This window comes from Aeromonas sp. ASNIH4 (assembly GCF_002934425.1).
GTDB classification, from domain to species: domain Bacteria; phylum Pseudomonadota; class Gammaproteobacteria; order Enterobacterales; family Aeromonadaceae; genus Aeromonas; species Aeromonas hydrophila.
Genome location: NZ_CP026217.1, coordinates 993,942 through 1,014,685 on the forward strand (window position 1 = coordinate 993,942; position 20,744 = coordinate 1,014,685).

Sequence of the window (20,744 nt, forward strand, 5' to 3'; positions counted from 1 at the left end):
GGGGTGAGCACCATGGCCTTCAACCAGATTCAGTTCCAGCACGGCATGTCGATTCCGGAATTCCTTCGTAGCTTTGGCACCGAGGCACAGTGCGCCGAAGCGATCAAGGCCGCGCGCTGGCCTGAGGGATTTCGCTGTCCGCGCTGCTCCAGCAGTGATCACTATGTGGTCGGCCACGGTGTCCGTAAGCTCTTCCAGTGCAATGGCTGTCGGCATCAGACCTCCCTGACCGCAGGCAGTCTCATGGCACACACCAAACTGCCCCTGACGACCTGGTTCTTGGCCATCTACCTCATCAGTCAGGCCAAAACCGGCCTGTCTGCCCTGGCGCTCAAGCGTCAGCTTGGCGTGAGCTATCCCACTGCCTGGCTGTTGCATCAGAAGATCAACCGGGCCATGGCCTCGCAAGACGCCACCCACCAACTCAGCGGCACGGTGCAACTCGATGACGCTTACCTCGGAGGCGAGCGCACAGGCGGCAAAGTCGGTCGGGGCTCCGAGAACAAGGTCCCCTTTGTCGCGGCTGTCTCGGTCAATGATCACGGGCATCCGATGTTCATCAAGCTCAATGTGGTCAGAGGGTTCACCTCTGAAGCGATCAGCAAGTGGGCCAAGTCCAATCTGGCACCGGGCACCAGCGTGCACAGCGATGGTTTGGCCTGCTTCAGTGCGGTGGCCGATGCCGGTTGCCTTCACCTCCCGATGGTGGTCGGCTCCCTCAAGCCGCGCGACCTGCCCAGCTTCAAGTGGGTCAACACCGTGCTGGGCAATCTCAAGACCACGTTGGCCGGAGCCTTCCATGCCCTGAACTACCGCAAGTACGCCGAGCACTACCTTGCTGGCTTCGCCTACAGGTTCAACCGCCGCTTCGATCTGCGTGGTCTGGTCGCAAGTCTCATCGTCGACGTCGTGAGAGCAAAGCCCATCAAGGAAAAGACGGTCAGGTCGCATGCTGAGGCACGTTTCTAATCAGGTCCGCCTTTGGTGCCAGGACGCGTCTCTAGTTTGAGCACCCGGACCACGCACCCGCAGTTCATCGCAATGTTGCAGAGCGTGTTGGACGGATTGGATGTGCCTGTTCGGCTTGAACTTCCCTATCAGTTCAAAACCAAAGGCCAGATGCTCAACGAGTGTCTCAACCAGCCTCTGCTTCAGCAGTTGGCGGCGGACTCCACGAGTTGCGGCCGTTTTCGCACCTACAACCGAAAGCACTGCGGCCGGTGTGTTCCTTGCATGATTCGCAAAGCCGCTTTTATCGCCTGGGACCCTGCTCGCGATACAACTGAGTACGTACACCCCTCATTGGCAAATGCAGGCAAGGCTAGCGGGCCTGATGATGCGATGGCCGCAGCCCTTGCCGTACTCACGGCCCGGCAAAAGGGCTTGGACCGATTCTTGGGAGCCTCTCTGGCATTTGCCGAGCCAGCTGCCAGGCTGGCATACAGGAACGTACTTGCTAATGGCCTGAATGAGCTTGAAACCTTGCTACAGAGAGATGGTCTACTGTGATGGATTTCCACTGCCACCTTGACCTCTATCCGAACGCTGGCGAGGTATTCAAGGAAGCTGCGCAAAAGAATGAATTCACATGGCTGGTGACTACCAGCCCCAAGGCCTTTGTTGCGACTGCGCGAGTGCTCACCGGCGCAGCGAATGTACTTATCACCCCTGGACTTCATCCAGAGATTGCGCACGAGCGTGCTGGCGAGCTCGATCTTCTGTTGACGCAAATGGGCGATGTCGCAGCCGTTGGCGAAGTGGGCCTTGATGGCTCGTTTCGCTACCGCAAGAGCTACGATATTCAGCGCGGCCTATTTGAGGCCATCATTGAACGTAGCTCGGCACTGGGCGGTCGTGTGCTCAGCATTCATTCACGCCAAGCTGTAAATGACGTATTGGCTGTTTTGGATCGACATGCCGGATTTGGGACCGCAGTAATGCACTGGTTCACAGGGACGGTGAAGGAGCTGCGAGCTGCGGAAGAGCGAGGCTGTTGGTTCAGCATCGGGCCAGCCGCATTTGCATCGAGTAGTGGCCGGGCTTTGGCGGCGAAGCTACCGCGGCACTTTGTTGTTCCCGAAAGTGACGGCCCGTTTGCACAGGTCGATGACAAGCCAGTTCCACCCTGGAGCGCAGACCTCACAGCTAGGCACCTAGGACAAGCATGGGGCATTTCCACCCAGGAAGCAGCAATTTTGCTGAGCGAAAACTCTCATCGTCTTTTGAGACTAATACGGCAATACTAATTTCCAGCTTTTAGCATCATTGGCCATGTTGGAGAATTTGGTTTTTTAACACTAATAACTCGTCTGATCTTGGTAGTGATTCAGCGAGTCGACGTTCAAAAGCAAGCGCTTTTTTGCCTTCCTTTAGTAGCCTTCGGCAATGGCTCCATTCAACGACCTGGCCATTGTTGAGGATAGTCAGCATGGTACAGAGCATGGCAAGAGTCATACTTTGCGAAAGATCCGGCAGAAAGTGTTGCACGCCCTCGCTTTCCTCGCGGTGCGACACATCATCTTGGTCGATTTTCTGAAAATCATTGTTGATCTTGCAGGCGACTCCCAGCTTTTCCAATTTCTTCAGAAAGATCGCGCCCTGCAGTCGTAGCAAAAACCGCTCAGATGTGCCAGCGGGCGTCTGACGCATAGCGCCTATCAGGCCATTAATATCAGCAGCCAGCTGTCGCATCAGTTTCTTTTGCTGTTGCAAAGGCATGCTGTGTTGAAAGGCATCATCGAGCAGCAGCTCATCTATTTCCGAAAGCAGCGCAATGCTATTGGCAACCCGGCGATAACTGTCGGCCAGTTTTTCGAGCTTGCGTATCCTAGGGCTATGTGTCTCCACCGAACAGTTGTTGGTGCCGAAGAGGGTGAGTTCAGCTAATTCCTCAAAGAAGCTCGACTGAGTTTCTTGTGGCAGCGCCTTGAAATCGCGATGTTGCTGAATTTTTGCAATCAGGCGCTCCCTGAATAGTGAGCGCCCTGCCTCAGTGTCGGGCAGGTACTCACTGTGTTTTACTGACTTCACCTGTGCTCTCCCGCTTCCAGAGTTCAAGCTTGTCCGCCCATGCCTGCATCATGTCCCGCCGCTCTTCGAGGTAGGTGGCATGGTTATAGGTGCGGCGTACCGAGTTTGGTTCTGAATGGGCAAGCTGCGCTTCAATGGCATCCGGGCGATAGCCCATTTCGTTCAGCCGGGTGCTGCCCGTGGTTCTTGTGCCATGCGGGCTGTAGGTGCCGCTCCAGCCCAGCACCTTGAGCGCCTGCCGGATCGAATGCACCGACATCGGCCTGTTGCGGTCATCCCTGCCGGGAAATAGGTGCGTCCGCTCGCCGCTGATGGCGTGCAGGCGGCGCAGCATATCCACGGCTTGCGTCGGCAGCGGCACCAAATGCTCGCGGCGGGCTTTCATGCGCCGGGCTGGGATCGTCCAAAGCGCGGCATCGAGATCGAATTCAGCCCATTCCGCTTCTGCCGCTTCGCTGGGACGCGCCAGTGTCCACCACATCAACTGTATGCAGAAATTGACCTGATAGCCGCAGCGGTGGTTGTCGAAGTCGTTGAGCAGCTTGCCGATCTGCGCAGTGGTCAGCGCCGTCTTGTGTTGCGTCTTGTTGGCGGGCAACGCCTTGCGGACGGGCCAGACGGGATCGTTGTCTGCCCGCAAGGTGGCGACCGCCAGTTCGAAGATGCCGGACATGGTGCGTTTCGCTTCGGCGGCGACGGTCGGCGCACCGCGCTTCACGGTCTTGGTAAGGATGTCGAGAACGTGCGCCGGGGTGATGTCGCGCACCGGGAGCTTGCCGATGCTGGGGAAGACCACCCGCTCCAGCATGTCCAGGCGGCGTTTCTTGGTGATGTCCTCCCAGTCCCGCAGAGCCAGCCACTCTTTGGCGACGGTCTCGAAGGTATTGGCGGAATCCTGTTCGCGCTTGAGGCGCTCAAGCTGCCGATGCTGGACGGGGTTGATGCCTTGCTTGACCAGCTTCCGCGCTTCCTCGCACTTGTCCCGCGCTTCGGCAAGGCTGACGGTGGGGTAGTCGCCCAGCGCAAACCACGACCCCTTACCGCCCAGCTTGAAGCGGTAGCGCCAAGCCTTGACCCCATTGGGCTTCACTTCGAGGTAAAGGCCGCGAAGGTCATTCAGGCGGTAGAGCTGCTCCTTCGGTTTGGCAGCACGGCAGTGGGCATCTGTAAGCATGGTGTCACGGGGTCGGCAAGAAGGGGTGATGGATGGATCATATACACCTTATTTTGCTGGGTCTAATTTTCGTATACACCTACGTAGTCACTTTCCGCGGGCAAGGCCGGGCGATCTCATGCAACCCATGGAAACGAAGAACCCCGGATTTTCCGGGGTTCTGTCGCTGCTTCAGGGCTTCAAAGTAATCTTGTGAAATCCTGAGAAATGGCTTGTTTGGGTCAGACGTTGAACAGGAAGTTCATGATATCGCCATCTTTGACGATGTACTCTTTCCCTTCGGCGCGCATCTTGCCCGCTTCCTTGGCACCTTGCTCACCCTTGTAGGTGATAAAGTCTTCAAAGGCGATGGTTTGGGCACGAATAAAGCCTTTTTCGAAGTCGGTGTGGATCTTGCCGGCCGCCTGCGGAGCGGTGGCGCCGACCGGGATGGTCCAGGCACGCACCTCTTTCACGCCGGCGGTGAAGTAGGTCTGCAGCTTGAGCAGCTCGTAACCGGAGCGGATCACCCGGTTCAGGCCCGGCTCTTCGATGCCAAGGTCAGCCATGAACTCGGCGCGGTCGGCATCGTCCAGCTCGGCGATGTCAGCCTCGATGGCGCAGCAGACGACCACCACAACCGCGTTCTCGGCGGCGGCGATTTCGCGCACCTTGTCGAGGTAGGGGTTGTTCTCGAAGCCATCTTCCGCCACGTTGGCGATGTACATGGTGGGTTTGAGGGTCAGGAAGTTGAGGTGGCTGACGGCGGCCAGCTCATCCTTGTCCAGCTTCATGCCGCGGATCATCTGGCCGTTTTCCAGTGCCACCTTGATCTTCTCCAGCACTTCCACTTCCAGCTTGGCATCCTTGTCGCCGCCCTTGGCGCGCTTGGACTGGCGGTTGATGGCGCGCTCGCAGGCATCCAGGTCGGAGAGGGCCAGCTCGGTGTTGATCACCTCGATGTCGTCGGCCGGGGAGACCTTGCCGGCGACGTGGACGATGTTCTCGTCGTCAAAGCAGCGTACCACGTGACCGATGGCTTCGGTTTCACGGATGTTGGCCAGGAACTGGTTGCCCAGGCCTTCGCCCTTGGAGGCACCGGCCACCAGGCCGGCGATGTCCACGAATTCCATGGTGGTCGGCACAACGCGCTGCGGATTGATGATGGCCGCCAGCTGATCGAGGCGGGGATCCGGCATCGGTACCACGCCGGTGTTCGGCTCGATGGTGCAGAACGGGAAGTTGGCGGCTTCGATGCCGGCCTTGGTCAGCGCGTTGAACAGGGTGGATTTGCCTACATTGGGCAGGCCCACGATACCGCATTTAAAACCCATGGATTGTTACCTTACGTGATGGATGCTGTGTGAGGGCCGCAGAACCTGTCCACGCTCTTGCTGCGAGGCTGTGATCAAGGCTCATGTGCTGCTCGGAATCCTCACGTATGACTATACGCTCCGGTTCCTGCGCTGCGCTTTACCTTGCTGACAACCTCTCGTTACAGAGCATGAACAGGTTCTTGGGCGACCCCGTCATATTGTTCGACCCTGACGCGTGTCAGGCATCTGTATTCAGACTTTCTCGGCCTTGAAGCTGTGCAGCCGATTCATGGCCTTGGTCATATCCTGCTTGAACAGAATGTCGGTGGCGCGCAGGGACTCGTCCAGTGCGGCGTCGATCAGGTTCTGTTCGCTGCTGGGGGCCTTGGTCAGCACGAAACCGGCGACCAGCTCCTTGGCGCCCGGGTGACCTATCCCCAGCCGCAGCCGGAAGAAATTATTGTTGTTGCCCATCCTGGCAATGATGTCCTTGAGGCCGTTGTGGCCACCGTGGCCGCCGCCCTGCTTGAATTTGGCGATGCCGGGGGGCAGGTCCAGCTCATCGTGGGCCACCAGCATGGCTTCCGGCTCGATCTGGTAGAAGCGGGCCAGCGCGGCCACCGCCTTGCCGGAGAGGTTCATGTAGGTGTTCGGGATGAGCAGGCGCACATCCTGGCCATCCACCTGGATGCGGGCGGTGTGGCCGAAGAACTTGGGCTCTTCGCGCAGGCTGACGTTGTGCCAGCGTGCCAGTTGCTCCACATACCAGGCCCCGGCGTTGTGGCGGGTCTTGGCATATTCCGGGCCGGGATTGCCCAGACCCACGATCAGTTTGATTTGGCTTGTCACGCTTGATTTCTTCACTCGCTGCTTGCAATGGGTCGACTGCCCAGGGCAATGGGACGCAATATTCTAGCCGCCGACTGGCGATCACTCAACCAAAGCTCGGCCAGTGCCGGGGAAAAGCGGGAGAACCGGTGGCCAACGGCAGCAAAACGGGCCCCTGCGTGGGGCCCGTGGTGTGGCTTGCCGGTAGCAGAGCCGACTTACTGGGCGGCCCGCACCAGGGTGACCGTCTCTTCCGTCAGCGCTGTCAGGGTCGGGCGCTGCTCGCGCACATACTGCACGAAGGAGGCGGCGTCGGTGCCGCAATCCATGCCACTCGCCTTGCAGTCAAGCTGATGACCGGCGGCATAGCGGGCGCTCAGCTGATCGCCGCTCTGCTCCACCCGCTCGACCGGGAACGCCGTCAATTTGCCATCCTGCCAGGCGAGATCCTGACGCTCGGCGTGCTGGGCCTGGGCCTGGGCGCGGGCCAGCGCCTGCCAGCCGTCGTTGCCGTTGGCGCTGTAGGCGTTCATCACCACCCGGTAGCGCGTCGCATCCACCAGATCCTGCCACTGTCCGTCAGCGTCCTGCCACTGCAGCTGGGTCAGAGTGCCGCGCTTGCCCGGCGTGGTCTCGGTGAAGGTGTAGCGCAGGTGACCACCGTAGGGGAACTTGCCGGCGTGGGCGCTGGCGGGCAGGGTGGCGGTGATGGTCTCGGTCAAGAGGGCGCGCACATCGGCGCCGGTCAGGGTGAGCACCGAGAGCTGGTTCTTGAACGGCAGCAGGGTGAGCGCCGCATCCCCTTCACGCAGCTCGCCGGCCGGCAGATCGGCGCGCACGCCGCCCACCGCCAGCAGGGCGAAGTGGACCGGGCCGCCGGTCAGCGCCTGCACCGCCGGGGTATTGGCCCAGTAGTACTGACCCTCGGCCACCAGCGGGGCGACGTCGGAGCCATGGCTGTCACTGTCGTTGTCGCCGGGGCGACGGGCATTTTGCAGGGCGGCCGGCAGGGTGGCGATGACGGGGCCGAAGGCCTGCTCGAGGGCGGGCTTGTAGTGGCTGTCGATGATGCCGCGCAGGCGGGGATCCTCATCCACGGTCACCAGATTGGGCTGGGCGTCGATGAACTTGGCTGCCTGCTTGCTGCGGGCCTCGTCCAGTGCCTGCTTGCGGGCGGGATCGGCGAAGAAGTCGCGGCTGGCCAGCAGCTGGTTCTGGCCCTTGCAGGCGATGACCCGGCCCTGGGCATCGAAGCTCACCTGAGCCAGTCCGATGGCCTGGGCATAGGAGCCGGCCTGCACCACGCAGGTCATGCCGACCCCGTCCGGGTTGGTGACCAGCTGGGCGTACTCGCCGGTGTTGCCCCAGCCGATGTTGCGAAAATCGCCGAGCAGGCTGTGGGAGTGGCCGCCGACGATGGCGTCAATGCCGTTCACCTTGGCCGCCAGCGCCAGATCCCGCTGGTTGCCGATGTGGGTGAGCGCCACGATCTGGTTGATGCCGTGCTGGCGCAGCAGGTCCACCGTCGCCTGGGCCGAGGTGATTTCGTTGCCAAAGCGTAGCTTGCCGACGTTGGGGGAGATGTTGGCCATGTCCTCCAGCACCAGCCCCATCACGGCGACCAGCTGTTTGCCCTGGGGCAGGTTGTTGAGATCGCTGACCGGGCTCTTCTGGTTGCCGTCGAAGGCGTAGATGACGAACGGCTTGAGATTGGCGGCATGGCGCAGATCCGGATCGTCGCGGGTATCCAGGTTGGCGGCCAGCACCGGGAAGTTGACCCCCTGGATGAAGCGGGCGAGCTTCTGGTTGTCGAGATCGAATTCGTGGTTGCCGAGAGCCATGGCGTCGAGGCCGAACTGGCTCAGCAGCTCGGCGTTGGCCATCCCCTCGTTGAGCTTGAAGTAGCCGCTGCCCTGCCAGGCATCGCCGCCGTGCAGCAGCAGGATCGGCTGGTTCTTGGCCAGCGCATCGGCCTGGAAGGATTTCGCCATGGTGAGCAGACGCGGATAGCCGCCAAAGCGAGTGTAGAGGGTGTCGGTCTCCCCCTGCTTGCCAAAGATGGGCCCCTTCAGCTCGGCGTTGACCGGGTCAAACTGGGAGTGAGTGTCGTTCATGTGAGCCAGGGTCAGCACGAAGGGCTGGCCTTCATTGCCGGGCTGACAGGCGAACAGGAAGCTGCAGAAGGCAAGGAGCAGCAGCGGGCGCAAGCGATTCATGGAACAATCCTTAACCTGCGACGGGGCAGGGCAGTACCGGGTGTAACTGGGACTAAAAAGACAAAAACCGCCAGCTGGCGGTTTTTGTCACAACAGGGTCTATCAATGCTCAAACATGGCAGAGATGGACTCTTCGTTGCTGATGCGGCGAATGGCTTCGGCTAGCACGGAAGAGAGCGTCAGCTGCTTGACCTTGTCGACTGCCTTCATCTCCGCGGTGAGCGGGATGGAGTCGGTGATGATCAGTTCGTCGATCACGGAGTTCTTGATGTTCTCCACGGCGGAACCGGAGAAGACCGGGTGAGTGGCGTAGGCGAATACACGCTTGGCGCCGCGCTCCTTGAGGGCTTCTGCGGCTTTGCACAGGGTGCCGCCGGTGTCGATCATGTCGTCGACGATGATGCAGTCGCGGCCGGCCACGTCACCGATCAGGTGCATGACCTGGGAGACGTTCGGGCGGGGACGACGCTTGTCGATGATGGCGATGTCGGTATCGTCCAGCAGCTTGGCGATGGCACGGGCACGTACCACGCCGCCGATGTCCGGCGACACGACCACGGGGGATTCGAGGTTCTTGGACTTCATGTCTTCCAGCAGCACCGGGCTGCCGAACACGTTGTCGACCGGGACGTCGAAGAAGCCCTGGATTTGTTCGGCATGCAGGTCAACGGTCAGCACGCGATCCACACCGACGCTGGAGAGGAAGTCGGCGACGACCTTGGCGGTGATGGGAACACGGGCGGAGCGGACGCGGCGGTCCTGACGGGCATAACCAAAGTAGGGAATAACGGCAGTAATACGGCCAGCTGAAGCACGACGCAGAGCATCCACCATCACGATCAATTCCATCAAATTGTCGTTGGTCGGGGCACAGGTGGATTGAATGATGAAGATATCGCCACCACGTACATTCTCGTTGATCTGTACGCTGATCTCGCCGTCGCTAAAGCGACCTACGGCAGCATTGCCGAGTTTGATAAACAGGCGATCTGCGATCTTCTGGGCTAGTTCCGGCGTTGCGTTACCAGCAAACAGCTTCATGTCAGGCACGGTTTGAAACCTCGGGGTTGCATCCAGTATGTGGGGAGTCTTATTCAGACCCTTATCGTTTTGGGGCAAACGATTTATCAAGTTGACGGGTCAGACCACTATAGGCTGCTTTCAGGCCAAGTGCCCACGTTGCATGCGGCAAGTCGGTTGAGCGTCGTGCTGGTCGACGCCCCGTCATCCATGATGACCTGTGACCTCCCGACAACGAGCGGGTAACGATGGATGCTGCAACTGGCGAGGGGGAGTGTGCACTCCCGGCAAGACTGCTGCGGCAGATGAATCGATATACCCTGTTCGATGTTCAGGAGATGGCTGGGGTACTAGGATTCGAACCTAGGAATGGCGAGATCAAAACCCGCTGCCTTACCGCTTGGCGATACCCCAATCACTGACTTGTTGCAATGCAGCGAAGAGTGGTGATATGTTCTCGCCCTTGGCGACAAACCCATCCCATCCTTTCGGCACTTTTGCCAACACTTCCCGAGCAGCCACTTCGTCTTCAAACTGAGCAAAGACGCAGGCTCCTGTGCCCGTCATTCTTGACGGCGCGTATTCTAGCAACCAGCCGAGCGCATTGGCAACCTCGGGGTGGCGCTTTTTCACCAGCAATTCGCAATCGTTTTTCCACTCCCCTTCCAGCAGATTGTGCAATGCCATTTTCGGGGTATCTCTGGGCAGGTCCGGATCCTGAAACACGGCGGCGGTCGCCACATGGCAATCGGGCTTGAGCACCAGATACCAGGCACTCGGCAGCTCGACCGGCTGCAACCGCTCACCGACCCCCTCGGCAAAGGCCGCCTTGCCGCGCACGAACACCGGCACGTCGGCGCCCAGCTGCACGCCGAGTTCGGCCAGCTCGTCTTCGCTCAAACCGGCCTGCCACAGGTGGTTGAGGGCGACCAGGGTAGTGGCGGCGTCCGACGAGCCGCCGCCGATGCCGCCGCCCATGGGCAGCACCTTCTCCAGCCGGATATGGGCTCCCTGCGGGCTTGGCAGCTTGGCCTGCAACAGGCGGGCGGCACGGATGATCAGGTTCTGCTCGTCGGGCACGCCGGGAATGGCCGGGCTCAACGTGAGCTTGTCGCTTCCTAGGATCACATCGAACTCGAGCCAGTCGCCGTGGTTGAGGAAGATGAACAGGGTTTGCAGCTCGTGGTAGCCGTCCGGGCGACGGCCGTTGACGTGCAAAAAGAGATTCAGTTTGGCCGGAGCCGGCCAGCGCATGGCGCTCATGGGGGAGTCCTTGTCGATGGCCGCCATCAGCGGGCTATGGTCCACTGGTTGATCTGCAGCTTGAGGCGACTGCCCTGGCCGGTCATGGTGAGCAGGTGCGGCAGGCGGTAGCCGTCCTGATCCCGGTAGTCGCCATAGACGATTTGCCACTGACCGTCCCGCACGCTGGCCAGACTGCGGTCGGGGTTGAGCTCGAATTCGGCCTGGCCCGGCAAGCCCTTGATCCACTCCGGCAGCCCGGCCACCGGAATGTTCCAGCCAGTGAGCTGATAGATGAGCGCCTCGGCATCCTGGCTCTGGTGCGGGTTGCCCTCGTTGTCGATCAGGGTAATCTCGCCCTTGTTGCGGGAGAGCTCGAGGATGTGAGTGCCGATCAGGCTGGTGAGGTTGAGGCGGTAGTCGTCGCCATCCTGCTGCCAGTTGACCCGGGCACTGCCCTTCTGCTGGGCGGTGATGATGGCCATCTTGCCCGACAGCTGCCAGTGGCTGAGCTGCTCGAGGCGGGTACGTTCCTGCTGCCAGTTGACCTGATCACGCTGGGGTTGGGTAGTGGCGCAACCGGCCAGCAACAGCAGGCAGCCAAGGGTGAAAAGACGCAACAACAAGGTCATGCTCCGGAAAAGGTGATTTGCCACAGTATACGGGGCGGCCGTATCGCTTTTAAAGACTTACCCTTTCTCGTACAATTGGCAGCCTTTACTCCCAGCGCACAGATACGATCCACGCCCACTCATGAGTTTGCTTGCCCTCGGAATCAACCACAACACCGCCAGTGTCGCCTTGCGGGAGCGGGTCGCCTTCGGCCCGGACTGCATCGATCGCGCCTTGCGTGAGCTGGTCGCCCAACCCGGTGTAAGCGAGGCGGTGATCGTCTCGACCTGCAACCGCACCGAGCTTTACTGCAGCCTGGCGCAGGGGCAGGGCGAGCAGGTGTTGCAGTGGCTGCAGCGTTTCCACGGTCTGGATGCGGCCGAGGTGGTCTCCGCCATCTACCAGCATCAGGACGAGGAGGCGGTCCGCCACCTGATGCGGGTGGCCTGCGGGCTCGACTCCCTGGTGCTGGGGGAGCCGCAGATCCTGGGGCAGATCAAGCAATCCTATGCCCATGCCCAGCAGTCCGAGGCGGTGAAGGGATCGCTGGAGCGGCTGTTCCAGAAATCCTTCTCGGTGGCCAAGCGGGTGCGTACCGATACCGAGATCGGCGCCAGCGCCGTGTCGGTGGCCTTTGCCGCGGTGAGCCTGGGGCGGCGGATCTTTTCCGATCTCTCCCAGACCAAGGTGCTGCTGGTCGGCGCCGGCGAGACCATCGAACTGGTGGCCCGCCACCTGCGCGAGCAGAACGTCACCCAGATGATGGTGGCCAACCGCACCCTGCAGCGGGCCCAGTTGCTGGCCGAGGAGTTCGGCGCCCAGGTGATGACGCTCGAAGAGATCCCGGACTATCTGCACGAGGCGGACATCGTCATCAGCTCTACCGCGAGCCCGCTGCCCATCATCGGCAAGGGCATGGTGGAGCGCGCACTCAAGGCCCGCCGCTTCAAGCCCATGTTCCTGGTGGATATCGCCGTGCCCCGCGACATCGAGGCGGAGGTGGACGAGCTCTCGGACGCCTATCTCTACACGGTGGACGACCTGCAGGGCATCATCGAGCAGAATCTCGAGACCCGCAAACGGGCCGCCGCCGAGGCCGAGCTCATCGTGCAGGAAGAGCGCGATGACTTCATGGGCTGGTATCGCAGCCAGCACTCGGTGGATCTCATCCGCGATTACCGTCACCAGTCCCAACAGGTGGCCGACGAAGAGCTGCAGCGCGCCCTGCTGGCCCTGCAGCAGGGCGAGAATGCCGAGCAGGCGCTCAAGGCGCTGGCCCACCGCCTCACCAACAAGTTGATCCACGCACCGACCCAGGCCCTGCGCCATGCCGCGGCCCAGGGGGATCACCACCAGCTGGCCCAGTTGCGCCAGGTGCTGGGGTTGTCACAAGAGTCATAGTTTTGGGGCGACCAGCCGGTCGTCCCGTCCTCCATCGAGAACACAAGATTTATGAACCCGTCACTGATCAGAAAGCTGGAAGGCCTCATCGAGCGCCACGAAGAAGTACAGGCCATGCTCGGCGAGCCGGACGTGGCCGCGGATCAGGATCGCTACCGCGCCCTGACCCGGGAATATGCCCAGCTGGAAGATATCGTTCACGCTTTCCAGCAATTCCGCCAGGCCGAAGAGAACCTGGACGCCACCCGCCAGATGCTGGAAGAGGATGATGCCGACCTGCGCGAGATGGCGCAGGAGGAGCTGCCGCTGGCCAAGGCCGCCTTCGAGGAGGAGGAGCAGGCGCTGCAGGTGATGCTGCTGCCGCGCGACCCCAAGGATGACAACAACTGCTATCTGGAGATCCGCGCCGGTGCCGGTGGTGACGAGGCGGCGATCTTTGCGGGCGATCTGTTTCGCATGTATTCGCGCTACGCCGAGCGCCAGGGCTGGCGGGTTTCCATCGTCAGCTGCAACGACGGCGAGCACGGCGGCTACAAGGAGGTGATCGCCAAGGTCGAGGGCGAGCACGTCTACGGCCGCCTCAAGTTTGAATCCGGTGGTCACCGGGTGCAGCGGGTGCCGGAAACCGAATCCCAGGGCCGGGTGCACACCTCCGCCTGTACCGTCGCCGTGTTGCCGGAAGTGCCGGAAGCCGAGCAGATCGAGATCAACCCCTCGGAGCTGAAGATCGACACCTTCCGCGCCTCCGGGGCAGGCGGTCAGCACGTCAACAAGACCGACTCCGCCATCCGCATCACCCACCTGCCCACCGGGCTGGTGGTGGAGTGCCAGGATGAGCGCTCCCAGCACAAGAACCGCGCCAAGGCGATGTCGGTGCTTTCCGCCCGCCTGCAGGCGGCCGAGGATGAGCGCCACCGCGCCGCCGAGCAGAGCACCCGCCGCAACCTGGTGGGATCGGGGGATCGCTCCGAGCGCATCCGTACCTACAACTACCCGCAGGGGCGCCTCTCCGAGCACCGCATCAACCTCACCCTCTATCGCCTCGGCGAGATCATGGAAGGGGACCTGGACTGCGTCATCAGCCCGATGATCCAGGAGTACCAGGCCGACCAGCTCGCCTCCCTGGCCGAGAGCAACTGATGCAGATCCAGCAGGCTCGCGCCCACATCATGGCGACTCTGGCAGGGGGGGAATCCCCCCGCGCCGATGCCGATGCGCTGCTCTGCCATCTGCTGGAGTGCCGGCGCAGCTACCTGATGACCTGGCCGGAGCGCGAGCTCGATGCCGCCCAGCAGGCGACTCTGCAGGGCTGGCTTGAACGCCGTCTCAATGGCGAACCCATCGCCCACCTGATCGGCGAGCGGGAGTTCTGGTCGCTGCCGCTCAAGGTGAGCCCGGCCACCCTGATCCCGCGCCCCGATACCGAGGTGCTGGTCGAGCAGGCGCTGGCGCGGCTGCCAGCAGGCCCCTGCGCCGTGCTGGATCTGGGCACCGGCACCGGCGCCATTGCACTGGCGCTCAAGTCGGAGCGACCGGATGCCGATGTATGGGCGGTGGACAGGATGCCGGCGGCGGCAGCCCTGGCCCGTGCCAACAGCGCCGCCCTTGGTCTGCCCATCGAGGTGCGCGATGGCAGCTGGTTTGAGCCGCTGGTCGACTCCTCGTCAAGCAAGGCGCCGCGCTTTGCGATGATCGTCTCCAACCCGCCCTACATCGACGGGGCGGATCCGCACCTCGATGAGGGGGACGTGCGCTTCGAACCCCGCTCCGCCCTGGTGGCGGACGAGCAGGGGCTGGCGGATATCCGGCTGATCGTGGCGGGCGCACCGGCCCATCTGTTGCCGGGTGGCTGGCTGTTGCTGGAGCATGGCTGGCAGCAGGGGGAGGCGGTGCGTCAACTCCTGCTGCAACAGGGCTACCTTCAGGTGGAAAGCGTGCGCGATTACGGCGATAACGAGCGGGTGACCCTGGGGCGGCTGGCTCAGTGATGATGACGGGCAGGCCGGGCCTGCCTTTGTTCAAGGACACGTTATGTATTTTGCTATCAAACATCTGCACCTGCTGCTGATAGGCTTGGCCGTGCTGATGTTCATGTTGCGCTTCTATTGGCTGCAGACCGGCTCGAGCCGCGCCGCCAGCGCCCGTACCCTCAGCTTGAGCGGCTGGCTCAACGGCTTGGTGGTGCTCTCCGGCGTGCTGCTGTGCATGGTGCTGGATCTCAACCCGCTCAACAACGCCACCCCCTGGCTCAGCGAAAAGCTGACCGCCATCCTGGTGGTGGCCTTTCTGGCCATGATGGCACTGCGCCTGGCCCGCAGTAACGGCATCCGCTGGTTTGCGTTTCTGGGAGCCCTCGGCTGGGTCTTCTTCATCGCCAAGCTGGCCGTCTACAAGCAGGCCAGCCTGTTCGGTTAAGGATGATGACGATGATACGCGTAGACGAATGGACCGATTTCGAAGCCCATGACATCGCCGAGCTGGCGCTGTCGGTGAGCGACGAGATCCATGGCATCAGCGGCCGCGGGACGGCTGAGCTGGCCCGGCTCGACGCCTGGCTGGACGAGGCCATCGAGGAAGGGGATTGCGACCAGGTGCGCCGCCAGCTGCTGCAGGGCTTCTACCAGACCTTAGGGTTTCACGGCGACTGGCAGGACTACTTCTCGGTGGCCAACTGCGATCTGGCCCAGGTTCTGGCCCGCAAGCAGGGTATTCCGGTCAGCCTTGGCATCCTCATCATTCAGCTGGGGCGCAAGCTCGGGCTGGACGTGGAGGGGATCTGCTTCCCCGGCCACTTCCTGGTGAGCTTTGCGGGCAGCGAGGGGGAGGTTTATGTGGACCCCTTCACCGGCGACGAGCTGAGCCTGCATCACATCGAGCTGCTGCTGCGCGGGGCCCTCGGCAACCTGGCCACCCTCAGCTCGGATCACCTGCAGCCTGCCGGCCAGTGGGAGATCATCGAGCGGCTGCTCAACGTGAGCAAGGGCGCCCTGCTGCGGGAAGACCGGATGACCGAAGCGCTGCGCTGCAGCGAACTGCTGCTGCGGATGAAGCCCGGCGACCCGCTGGAGACGCGGGATCGCGGCTTCATCTACGAGCAGCTCGATTGCCCGCGTTTTGCCGCCGACGATTTTGAATACTTTATTGAACAGTGCCCGGACGATCCGGTGGCCGACGTGCTCAAGGCCCAGCTGGCCGCGCTGGATCTGAGCCCCAAGCCCCTCCACTGAGGGGCCGGTAACGGCCCCGCTGCATGGCGAGGCCCTGGCCGAATGAAGAGTCCCATGCCGTTGCATGCAAGGCCTGGGAGATGCAACTGACGAGTATCGAGGTCGCGCTGCCCTGGGCAGCGCGGCCGGATGTGGATTCAAGCCCTGCAAGCCCTTTTACCTAAGGAAGCCTGAGATGGAACAGAAGAATATCAAGGTCAATGGCATCGACGTCGCCAACGACAAACCGTTCGTGTTGTTCGGCGGCATGAACGTGCTGGAATCGCGCGACATGGCGATGGCGGTGTGCGAGAAGTACGTGGAAGTGACCTCCAAGCTGGGTATCCCGTTCGTGTTCAAGGCGAGCTGGGACAAGGCCAACCGCTCCTCCATCCACTCCTACCGCGGTCCGGGTCTGGAAGAGGGGATGAAGATCTTCCAGGAGCTGAAAGCGACCTTCGGCATGCCGGTCATCTCCGATCTGCACGAGCCCCATCAGGCCAAGCCGGTGGCCGAGGTGGTCGACGTCATCCAGCTGCCCGCCTTCCTGGCGCGCCAGACCGATCTGGTGGAGGCCATGGCCCGCACCGGCAACGTCATCAACATCAAGAAGCCGCAGTTCCTGAGCCCAAGCCAGATGAAGAACATCACCGACAAGTTCGAGGAGTGCGGCAACGACCGTCTGATCCTGTGCGAACGCGGTGCCAACTTCGGGTATGACAACCTGGTGGTGGACATGCTGGGGCTGGGCGTGATGAAGAAGAGCACCGGCGGCTACCCGGTCATCTTCGACGTGACCCACTCCCTGCAGTGCCGTGATCCCATGGGTGCTGCCTCCGGCGGTCGCCGCGAGCAGGTGACCGAGCTGGCCCGTGCCGGCATGGCGGTCGGTCTGGCCGGTCTGTTCATTGAGTCCCACCCGGACCCCAAGATTGCCCGCTGCGACGGCCCGAGCGCGCTGCCGCTGGAGAAGCTGGAAGGCTTCCTCAAGCAGATGAAGGCCATCGATGATCTCATCAAGGGCTTCGAGCCGCTCGATACTTCCATCTAAGTCTGGCTTTGCTTGCCCAATAAAAATGCCCCGCACTGCGGGGCATTTTTGTTTGCGGCCTGTTTTTATTTCTTTGGCCAGCATAAATCAATCACAGAATAAATACAGCCAGGTTTCCGTGGTGTTAATGTTGTTAAATCTGTTGTGTGATTGATGTCTATTAATTGCTTTTTTTAACATGGGAAAGTAGCCCCTGTTGTGATGAGGGAACGGCACGAACCGGGCGAAATAACACTATTTCGTCACGGATTGCTGCATGCGTATTTCTGCCATGACACATCTCATTAAATTGACAGGACGTTAAGAATGCAGAAAAAAATAGTCAGCAGCCTGTACTTTCAGGTGTTGTTAGCGATCACCCTCGGGGTCATTCTGGGACATATATATCCCGACCTCGGTGCGGACATGAAACCGCTGGGGGATGGTTTCGTTAAATTAATCAAAATGATCATCGCCCCGGTTATATTCTGCACCGTGGTGACCGGTATTGCCGGCATGGAGAGCATGAAAGCGGTGGGCAAAACCGGCGCCATCGCGCTGCTCTATTTTGAAGTGGTCAGCACCATCGCCCTCATCATCGGGCTGTGCGTGGTCAACCTGCTGCAACCGGGGGCGGGCATGAACGTCGACCCCGCCACGCTGGACGCCAGCGCCATCTCCGCCTACGCCGAGCAGGCCAAGGCACAGGGCATCATCCCCTTCCTGCTGGACGTGATCCCGGGCAGCGTGATCGGCGCCTTCGCCAGCGGCAATATTCTGCAAGTGCTGTTATTTGCGGTGCTGTTTGGCTTCTCCCTGCACCATATCGGCGAGAAGGGAAAAGTGATATTCAATGTCATTGACAGCTTCTCCCAGGTTATTTTCGGGATCATCAACATGATCATGCGGCTGGCACCGGTTGGAGCATTTGGTGCGATGGCCTTTACCATCGGAAAATATGGTATCGGCTCGCTGGTTCAGCTCGGACAATTAATTGCCTGCTTCTACATGACCTGCCTGCTGTTTATTTTCCTGGTGCTGGGCAGTATTGCCAGAGCGAATGGCTTCAGTATCCTGCGCTTTATTTCCTATATCCGGGAAGAGCTGCTGATCGTGCTGGGAACTTCCTCTTCTGAATCCGTATTGCCGCGCATGCTGGTGAAGATGGAGGCGCTCGGCTGCAAGAAGTCGGTGGTGGGGCTGGTGATCCCGACCGGTTACTCCTTCAATCTGGACGGCACCTCCATCTATCTGACCATGGCGGCCATCTTCATCGCCCAGGCCACCAACACCCCGCTCGATCTGTTCCAGCAGATCACCCTGCTGGTGGTGCTGCTCATCTCCTCGAAGGGCGCCGCCGGGGTGACCGGCAGTGGCTTCATCGTGCTGGCGGCCACCATCTCGGCGGTGGGCCACCTGCCGTTGGCCGGGCTGGCGTTGATCCTCGGCATCGATCGCTTCATGTCGGAGGCCCGCGCCCTGACCAATCTCATCGGCAACGGGGTGGCAACCCTGGTGGTGGCCCGTTACTGCGATCAGCTCGATGAGCAGCAGATGCATGAGGCGCTGAGCAACCCGCCGCAAGCCATCAAGCTGGATCAGCATTGAGCCGCCGATGCCAGCACCGTGCGCTGACAGCCTGTCGAGCAAGGGCTGCGAGCGCGGGTGGGTGAATTCAAGCCATAAAAAAACGGCCAGTTTGGGCCGTTTTTCATGATACCGGTTGGTGCAGAGCGATTTACAGGCTCTGGGTGAAGGTACGGGTCACCACGTCACGCTGCTGTTCAGGGGTCAGTGCGTTGAAGCGCACGGCGTAGCCGGAGACACGGATGGTCAGCTGGGGGTACTTTTCCGGGTTGGCGATGGCGTCTTCCAGGGTCTCGCGACGCAGGACGTTGACGTTCAGGTGCTGGCCACCTTCGACGGCCGGCTCGGCTTGTACCGGCAGTTCACGGTATTCGAACTGGCCCAGGTCAGAGACGCTGACTTCCTGATCGGCGGCGAAGGTGTCGCCTTTGGCGCAGATGCAACGAGCCTGTTGCTTCTCTTCGTCCAGCAGCCAGAACGAGTTCAGCAGAGCGGCGTTGGCAGACTGGGTGATTTGGATGCCCTTGATCATGGTATGACTCCTCATAGGAAAGCGGATTCAACTGTAAGGAAATTACCCTGATGTATTTAAACCACCGGGATGATTTAAAGGGCCCTTGCCTTACACCTTTACTTTGTTGGGTCATATATACCACGATGGTAATATTACGAAAATTGATCTAAATCAAAAAATGCGCGGTTTGCGCGAGGTTGAAGGGATTAAATTATTGAGATTAATCAAAAAGAGGTCATTTTTCCGATTATGTAAGATATCTGAATTATGCATCTTCCATTAATTAAATCTAGTAATTTAACTACATGTTTTAAGGTTTGTGTCATGCATGAGCCGACCTCATCTTCTCAGTGGGGGCATCGGGGCCAAGCCTGTGGTGAAGGTAACGGGGCCAGGTTTGCCCTCCCTCTGCTGCTCAGACATCTATATAAGGTTGCCTTGGCATAAGGCTGTCTTAGCCGAGCCGCCGATTGCCACGGTCAAGGTGACCCCGCAGCCCACAGTGGCAGGGAGAGCTGGGTGAGCGGGAGGTTGTCATACCGTTGCCATGCAGTTGCCATTCGGGGGCGAGGGGACTCGGAAGAGGGTGCCAAGGTTGCGTCCCGGGGGCTGGCCCCCTATCCTGAGCCCCTTGCCGCATTAATGAGGGCATGGTGACGCCAGCACTGGGCCCAGCACCATGTCCTGCCGCATTTAGCGAGGATGGCGGCGTGCTGGCTCGCATGGCCCGGCATGGGCCAAGCCGCATGCCGCAAAACTCGCCGTATTCATCGAGGATGGTGGCGCGCCGACCCGCATCAGGCGGTGTGACCCTGCACGGGGTAACAGGGCGTCCATCCGGACAGATTCAATGAGGAGATTGGGGTGCAGACCTGGACTGATGTGATTGGCTCCGAGAAGGAGCAGGACTATTTCAAGGCGACCCTGGCGACCGTCAGGTGTGAGCGGGAGGCGGGCAAGGTGATCTATCCGCCGGCGACCGACGTGTTCAATGCCTTCAAGCTGACCGAGCTGGATCAGGTCAAGGTGGTGATCCTGGGTCAGGATCCCTATCACGGCCCCAATCAGGCACACGGCCTCTGCTTCTCGGTATTGCCCGGGGTGCGCACGCCGCCCTCGCTGGTCAACATCTACAAGGAGATGCAGCGGGATCTACCGGGTTTTGTCACACCCAATCACGGCTTTCTGGAGTCCTGGGCCAAACAGGGGGTGCTGCTGCTCAATACCGTGCTGACGGTCCAGGCGGGTCAGGCCCACTCCCATGCACATCTGGGCTGGGAGACCTTCACCGACCGGGTCATCGAGCAGATCAATGCCAGCTGTCAGGGAGTGGTCTTCCTGCTGTGGGGGGCCCATGCCCAGAAAAAGGGTCGCTTCATCGACAGGCAGCGGCATCACGTGCTGAGCGCGCCGCATCCCAGCCCGCTCTCTGCTCATCGCGGTTTCATCGGCTGCGGCCACTTCTCCGAAACCAACCGGCTGCTGAGCCAGCAGGGGATGAGCCCCATCAACTGGCACTCGGTCTGCGAGTGAGGGGCCGGTGGCTGACGAGCGGGGGCATGAACAGGGGGCGGCATTATGTGTTACCC

Annotated in this window: 20 protein-coding genes and 1 tRNA gene; 11 read left to right on the plus strand and 10 right to left on the minus strand. The window is 60.9% G+C overall.

Annotation, left to right across the window (positions count from 1 at the left end; genetic code table 11):
• Positions 1-12: 12 nt before the first annotated feature.
• From C2U40_RS04730 to qatD, 3 genes are all read left to right on the plus strand, one after another.
• Positions 13-969 (plus strand): IS1595 family transposase, encoded by a 957-nt coding sequence (locus C2U40_RS04730; RefSeq protein WP_103826989.1) that lies wholly within the window; start codon positions 13-15, stop codon positions 967-969.
• 72 nt (positions 970-1,041) lie between these two features.
• A complete protein-coding gene (locus C2U40_RS26970; protein WP_146054347.1) occupies positions 1,042-1,509 on the plus strand; it encodes a hypothetical protein in 468 nt (155 codons plus the stop codon).
• Entirely contained in the window at positions 1,509-2,246 is a 738-nt protein-coding gene (gene qatD / locus C2U40_RS04740; RefSeq protein ID WP_076342820.1) for a Qat anti-phage system TatD family nuclease QatD, read from the plus strand. Before C2U40_RS26970 ends, qatD begins: the two co-directional genes overlap by 1 nt.
• A gap of 16 nt (positions 2,247-2,262) precedes the next feature.
• On the opposite strand, the gene C2U40_RS04745 is transcribed toward qatD, so the two are convergent.
• The 9 genes from C2U40_RS04745 to lolB all read right to left on the minus strand — a co-directional run bounded on the left by C2U40_RS04745 (position 2,263) and on the right by lolB (position 11,437).
• Entirely contained in the window at positions 2,263-3,030 is a 768-nt protein-coding gene (locus C2U40_RS04745; RefSeq protein ID WP_181014707.1) for a hypothetical protein, read from the minus strand.
• Positions 3,008-4,204, minus strand: coding sequence for a tyrosine-type recombinase/integrase (locus tag C2U40_RS04750; protein WP_103826991.1), 1,197 nt, complete (start codon positions 4,202-4,204; stop codon positions 3,008-3,010). The genes C2U40_RS04745 and C2U40_RS04750 overlap by 23 nt, the downstream gene beginning before the upstream one ends.
• A gap of 221 nt (positions 4,205-4,425) precedes the next feature.
• A complete protein-coding gene (ychF, locus tag C2U40_RS04755) occupies positions 4,426-5,517 on the minus strand; it encodes a redox-regulated ATPase YchF (RefSeq protein ID WP_016351608.1) in 1,092 nt (363 codons plus the stop codon).
• Between the two features lie 234 nt (positions 5,518-5,751).
• Positions 5,752-6,348 carry an aminoacyl-tRNA hydrolase gene (gene pth / locus C2U40_RS04760; RefSeq protein WP_103826992.1) on the minus strand — a complete coding sequence of 199 codons (597 nt, stop codon included), beginning with the start codon at positions 6,346-6,348 and terminating at the stop codon, positions 5,752-5,754.
• Positions 6,349-6,545: 197 nt separating this feature from the next.
• Positions 6,546-8,543 (minus strand): bifunctional metallophosphatase/5'-nucleotidase, encoded by a 1,998-nt coding sequence (locus C2U40_RS04765; protein ID WP_103826993.1) that lies wholly within the window; start codon positions 8,541-8,543, stop codon positions 6,546-6,548.
• 102 nt (positions 8,544-8,645) lie between these two features.
• Positions 8,646-9,593, minus strand: a complete 948-nt coding sequence (locus tag C2U40_RS04770) for a ribose-phosphate pyrophosphokinase (RefSeq protein WP_005298464.1) — start codon at positions 9,591-9,593, stop codon at positions 8,646-8,648.
• Between the two features lie 309 nt (positions 9,594-9,902).
• Positions 9,903-9,977 (minus strand) — tRNA-Gln (locus tag C2U40_RS04775).
• Positions 9,957-10,826: a 4-(cytidine 5'-diphospho)-2-C-methyl-D-erythritol kinase gene (gene ispE / locus C2U40_RS04780; protein ID WP_077096094.1), complete on the minus strand. Its 870-nt coding sequence runs from the start codon at positions 10,824-10,826 to the stop codon at positions 9,957-9,959. The genes C2U40_RS04775 and ispE overlap by 21 nt, the downstream gene beginning before the upstream one ends.
• A gap of 26 nt (positions 10,827-10,852) precedes the next feature.
• Positions 10,853-11,437, minus strand: a complete 585-nt coding sequence (gene lolB / locus C2U40_RS04785) for a lipoprotein insertase outer membrane protein LolB (protein ID WP_103826994.1) — start codon at positions 11,435-11,437, stop codon at positions 10,853-10,855.
• Between the two features lie 121 nt (positions 11,438-11,558).
• On the opposite strand from lolB, the gene hemA reads away from it, so the two are divergent.
• The 7 genes from hemA to C2U40_RS04820 all read left to right on the plus strand — a co-directional run bounded on the left by hemA (position 11,559) and on the right by C2U40_RS04820 (position 18,662).
• On the plus strand, positions 11,559-12,818 hold the full coding sequence (gene hemA, locus C2U40_RS04790) for a glutamyl-tRNA reductase (RefSeq protein WP_016351604.1): 1,260 nt from the start codon (positions 11,559-11,561) through the stop codon (positions 12,816-12,818).
• A gap of 51 nt (positions 12,819-12,869) precedes the next feature.
• Positions 12,870-13,958 carry a peptide chain release factor 1 gene (gene prfA, locus C2U40_RS04795; RefSeq protein ID WP_103826995.1) on the plus strand — a complete coding sequence of 363 codons (1,089 nt, stop codon included), beginning with the start codon at positions 12,870-12,872 and terminating at the stop codon, positions 13,956-13,958.
• Positions 13,958-14,806, plus strand: a complete 849-nt coding sequence (prmC, locus tag C2U40_RS04800; protein ID WP_103826996.1) for a peptide chain release factor N(5)-glutamine methyltransferase — start codon at positions 13,958-13,960, stop codon at positions 14,804-14,806. The genes prfA and prmC overlap by 1 nt, the downstream gene beginning before the upstream one ends.
• A gap of 43 nt (positions 14,807-14,849) precedes the next feature.
• Complete coding sequence (locus tag C2U40_RS04805; protein ID WP_102988201.1) at positions 14,850-15,233, plus strand: SirB2 family protein; 384 nt, start codon at positions 14,850-14,852, stop codon at positions 15,231-15,233.
• Positions 15,234-15,244: 11 nt separating this feature from the next.
• Positions 15,245-16,045 carry a SirB1 family protein gene (locus tag C2U40_RS04810; RefSeq protein WP_010633228.1) on the plus strand — a complete coding sequence of 267 codons (801 nt, stop codon included), beginning with the start codon at positions 15,245-15,247 and terminating at the stop codon, positions 16,043-16,045.
• A 175-nt stretch (positions 16,046-16,220) separates the two neighbouring features.
• A complete protein-coding gene (gene kdsA / locus C2U40_RS04815) occupies positions 16,221-17,075 on the plus strand; it encodes a 3-deoxy-8-phosphooctulonate synthase (protein ID WP_011706931.1) in 855 nt (284 codons plus the stop codon).
• A 306-nt stretch (positions 17,076-17,381) separates the two neighbouring features.
• Positions 17,382-18,662, plus strand: a complete 1,281-nt coding sequence (locus tag C2U40_RS04820; RefSeq protein WP_076360330.1) for a dicarboxylate/amino acid:cation symporter — start codon at positions 17,382-17,384, stop codon at positions 18,660-18,662.
• 130 nt (positions 18,663-18,792) lie between these two features.
• Here the strand turns inward: C2U40_RS04820 and grcA are convergent, their stop codons facing one another.
• Positions 18,793-19,173 carry an autonomous glycyl radical cofactor GrcA gene (gene grcA, locus C2U40_RS04825; protein ID WP_011706929.1) on the minus strand — a complete coding sequence of 127 codons (381 nt, stop codon included), beginning with the start codon at positions 19,171-19,173 and terminating at the stop codon, positions 18,793-18,795.
• A gap of 846 nt (positions 19,174-20,019) precedes the next feature.
• On the opposite strand from grcA, the gene ung reads away from it, so the two are divergent.
• Complete coding sequence (gene ung / locus C2U40_RS04830; protein ID WP_103826997.1) at positions 20,020-20,688, plus strand: uracil-DNA glycosylase; 669 nt, start codon at positions 20,020-20,022, stop codon at positions 20,686-20,688.
• Positions 20,689-20,744 lie beyond the last annotated feature (56 nt).

Coding starts and splice junctions, on each gene's coding strand:
- C2U40_RS04765 (WP_103826993.1), bottom strand. CDS start 8,543: ATGAATCGCTTGCGCCCGCTGCTGCTCCTTGCCTTCTGCAGCTTCCTG.
- ychF (WP_016351608.1), bottom strand. CDS start 5,517: ATGGGTTTTAAATGCGGTATCGTGGGCCTGCCCAATGTAGGCAAATCC.
- C2U40_RS04750 (WP_103826991.1), bottom strand. CDS start 4,204: ATGCTTACAGATGCCCACTGCCGTGCTGCCAAACCGAAGGAGCAGCTC.
- kdsA (WP_011706931.1), top strand. CDS start 16,221: ATGGAACAGAAGAATATCAAGGTCAATGGCATCGACGTCGCCAACGAC.
- ispE (WP_077096094.1), bottom strand. CDS start 10,826: ATGAGCGCCATGCGCTGGCCGGCTCCGGCCAAACTGAATCTCTTTTTG.
- prmC (WP_103826996.1), top strand. CDS start 13,958: ATGCAGATCCAGCAGGCTCGCGCCCACATCATGGCGACTCTGGCAGGG.
- C2U40_RS04730 (WP_103826989.1), top strand. CDS start 13: ATGGCCTTCAACCAGATTCAGTTCCAGCACGGCATGTCGATTCCGGAA.
- C2U40_RS04810 (WP_010633228.1), top strand. CDS start 15,245: ATGATACGCGTAGACGAATGGACCGATTTCGAAGCCCATGACATCGCC.
- lolB (WP_103826994.1), bottom strand. CDS start 11,437: ATGACCTTGTTGTTGCGTCTTTTCACCCTTGGCTGCCTGCTGTTGCTG.
- C2U40_RS04805 (WP_102988201.1), top strand. CDS start 14,850: ATGTATTTTGCTATCAAACATCTGCACCTGCTGCTGATAGGCTTGGCC.
- qatD (WP_076342820.1), top strand. CDS start 1,509: ATGGATTTCCACTGCCACCTTGACCTCTATCCGAACGCTGGCGAGGTA.
- hemA (WP_016351604.1), top strand. CDS start 11,559: ATGAGTTTGCTTGCCCTCGGAATCAACCACAACACCGCCAGTGTCGCC.
- prfA (WP_103826995.1), top strand. CDS start 12,870: ATGAACCCGTCACTGATCAGAAAGCTGGAAGGCCTCATCGAGCGCCAC.
- C2U40_RS04820 (WP_076360330.1), top strand. CDS start 17,382: ATGCAGAAAAAAATAGTCAGCAGCCTGTACTTTCAGGTGTTGTTAGCG.
- C2U40_RS26970 (WP_146054347.1), top strand. CDS start 1,042: ATGTTGCAGAGCGTGTTGGACGGATTGGATGTGCCTGTTCGGCTTGAA.
- grcA (WP_011706929.1), bottom strand. CDS start 19,173: ATGATCAAGGGCATCCAAATCACCCAGTCTGCCAACGCCGCTCTGCTG.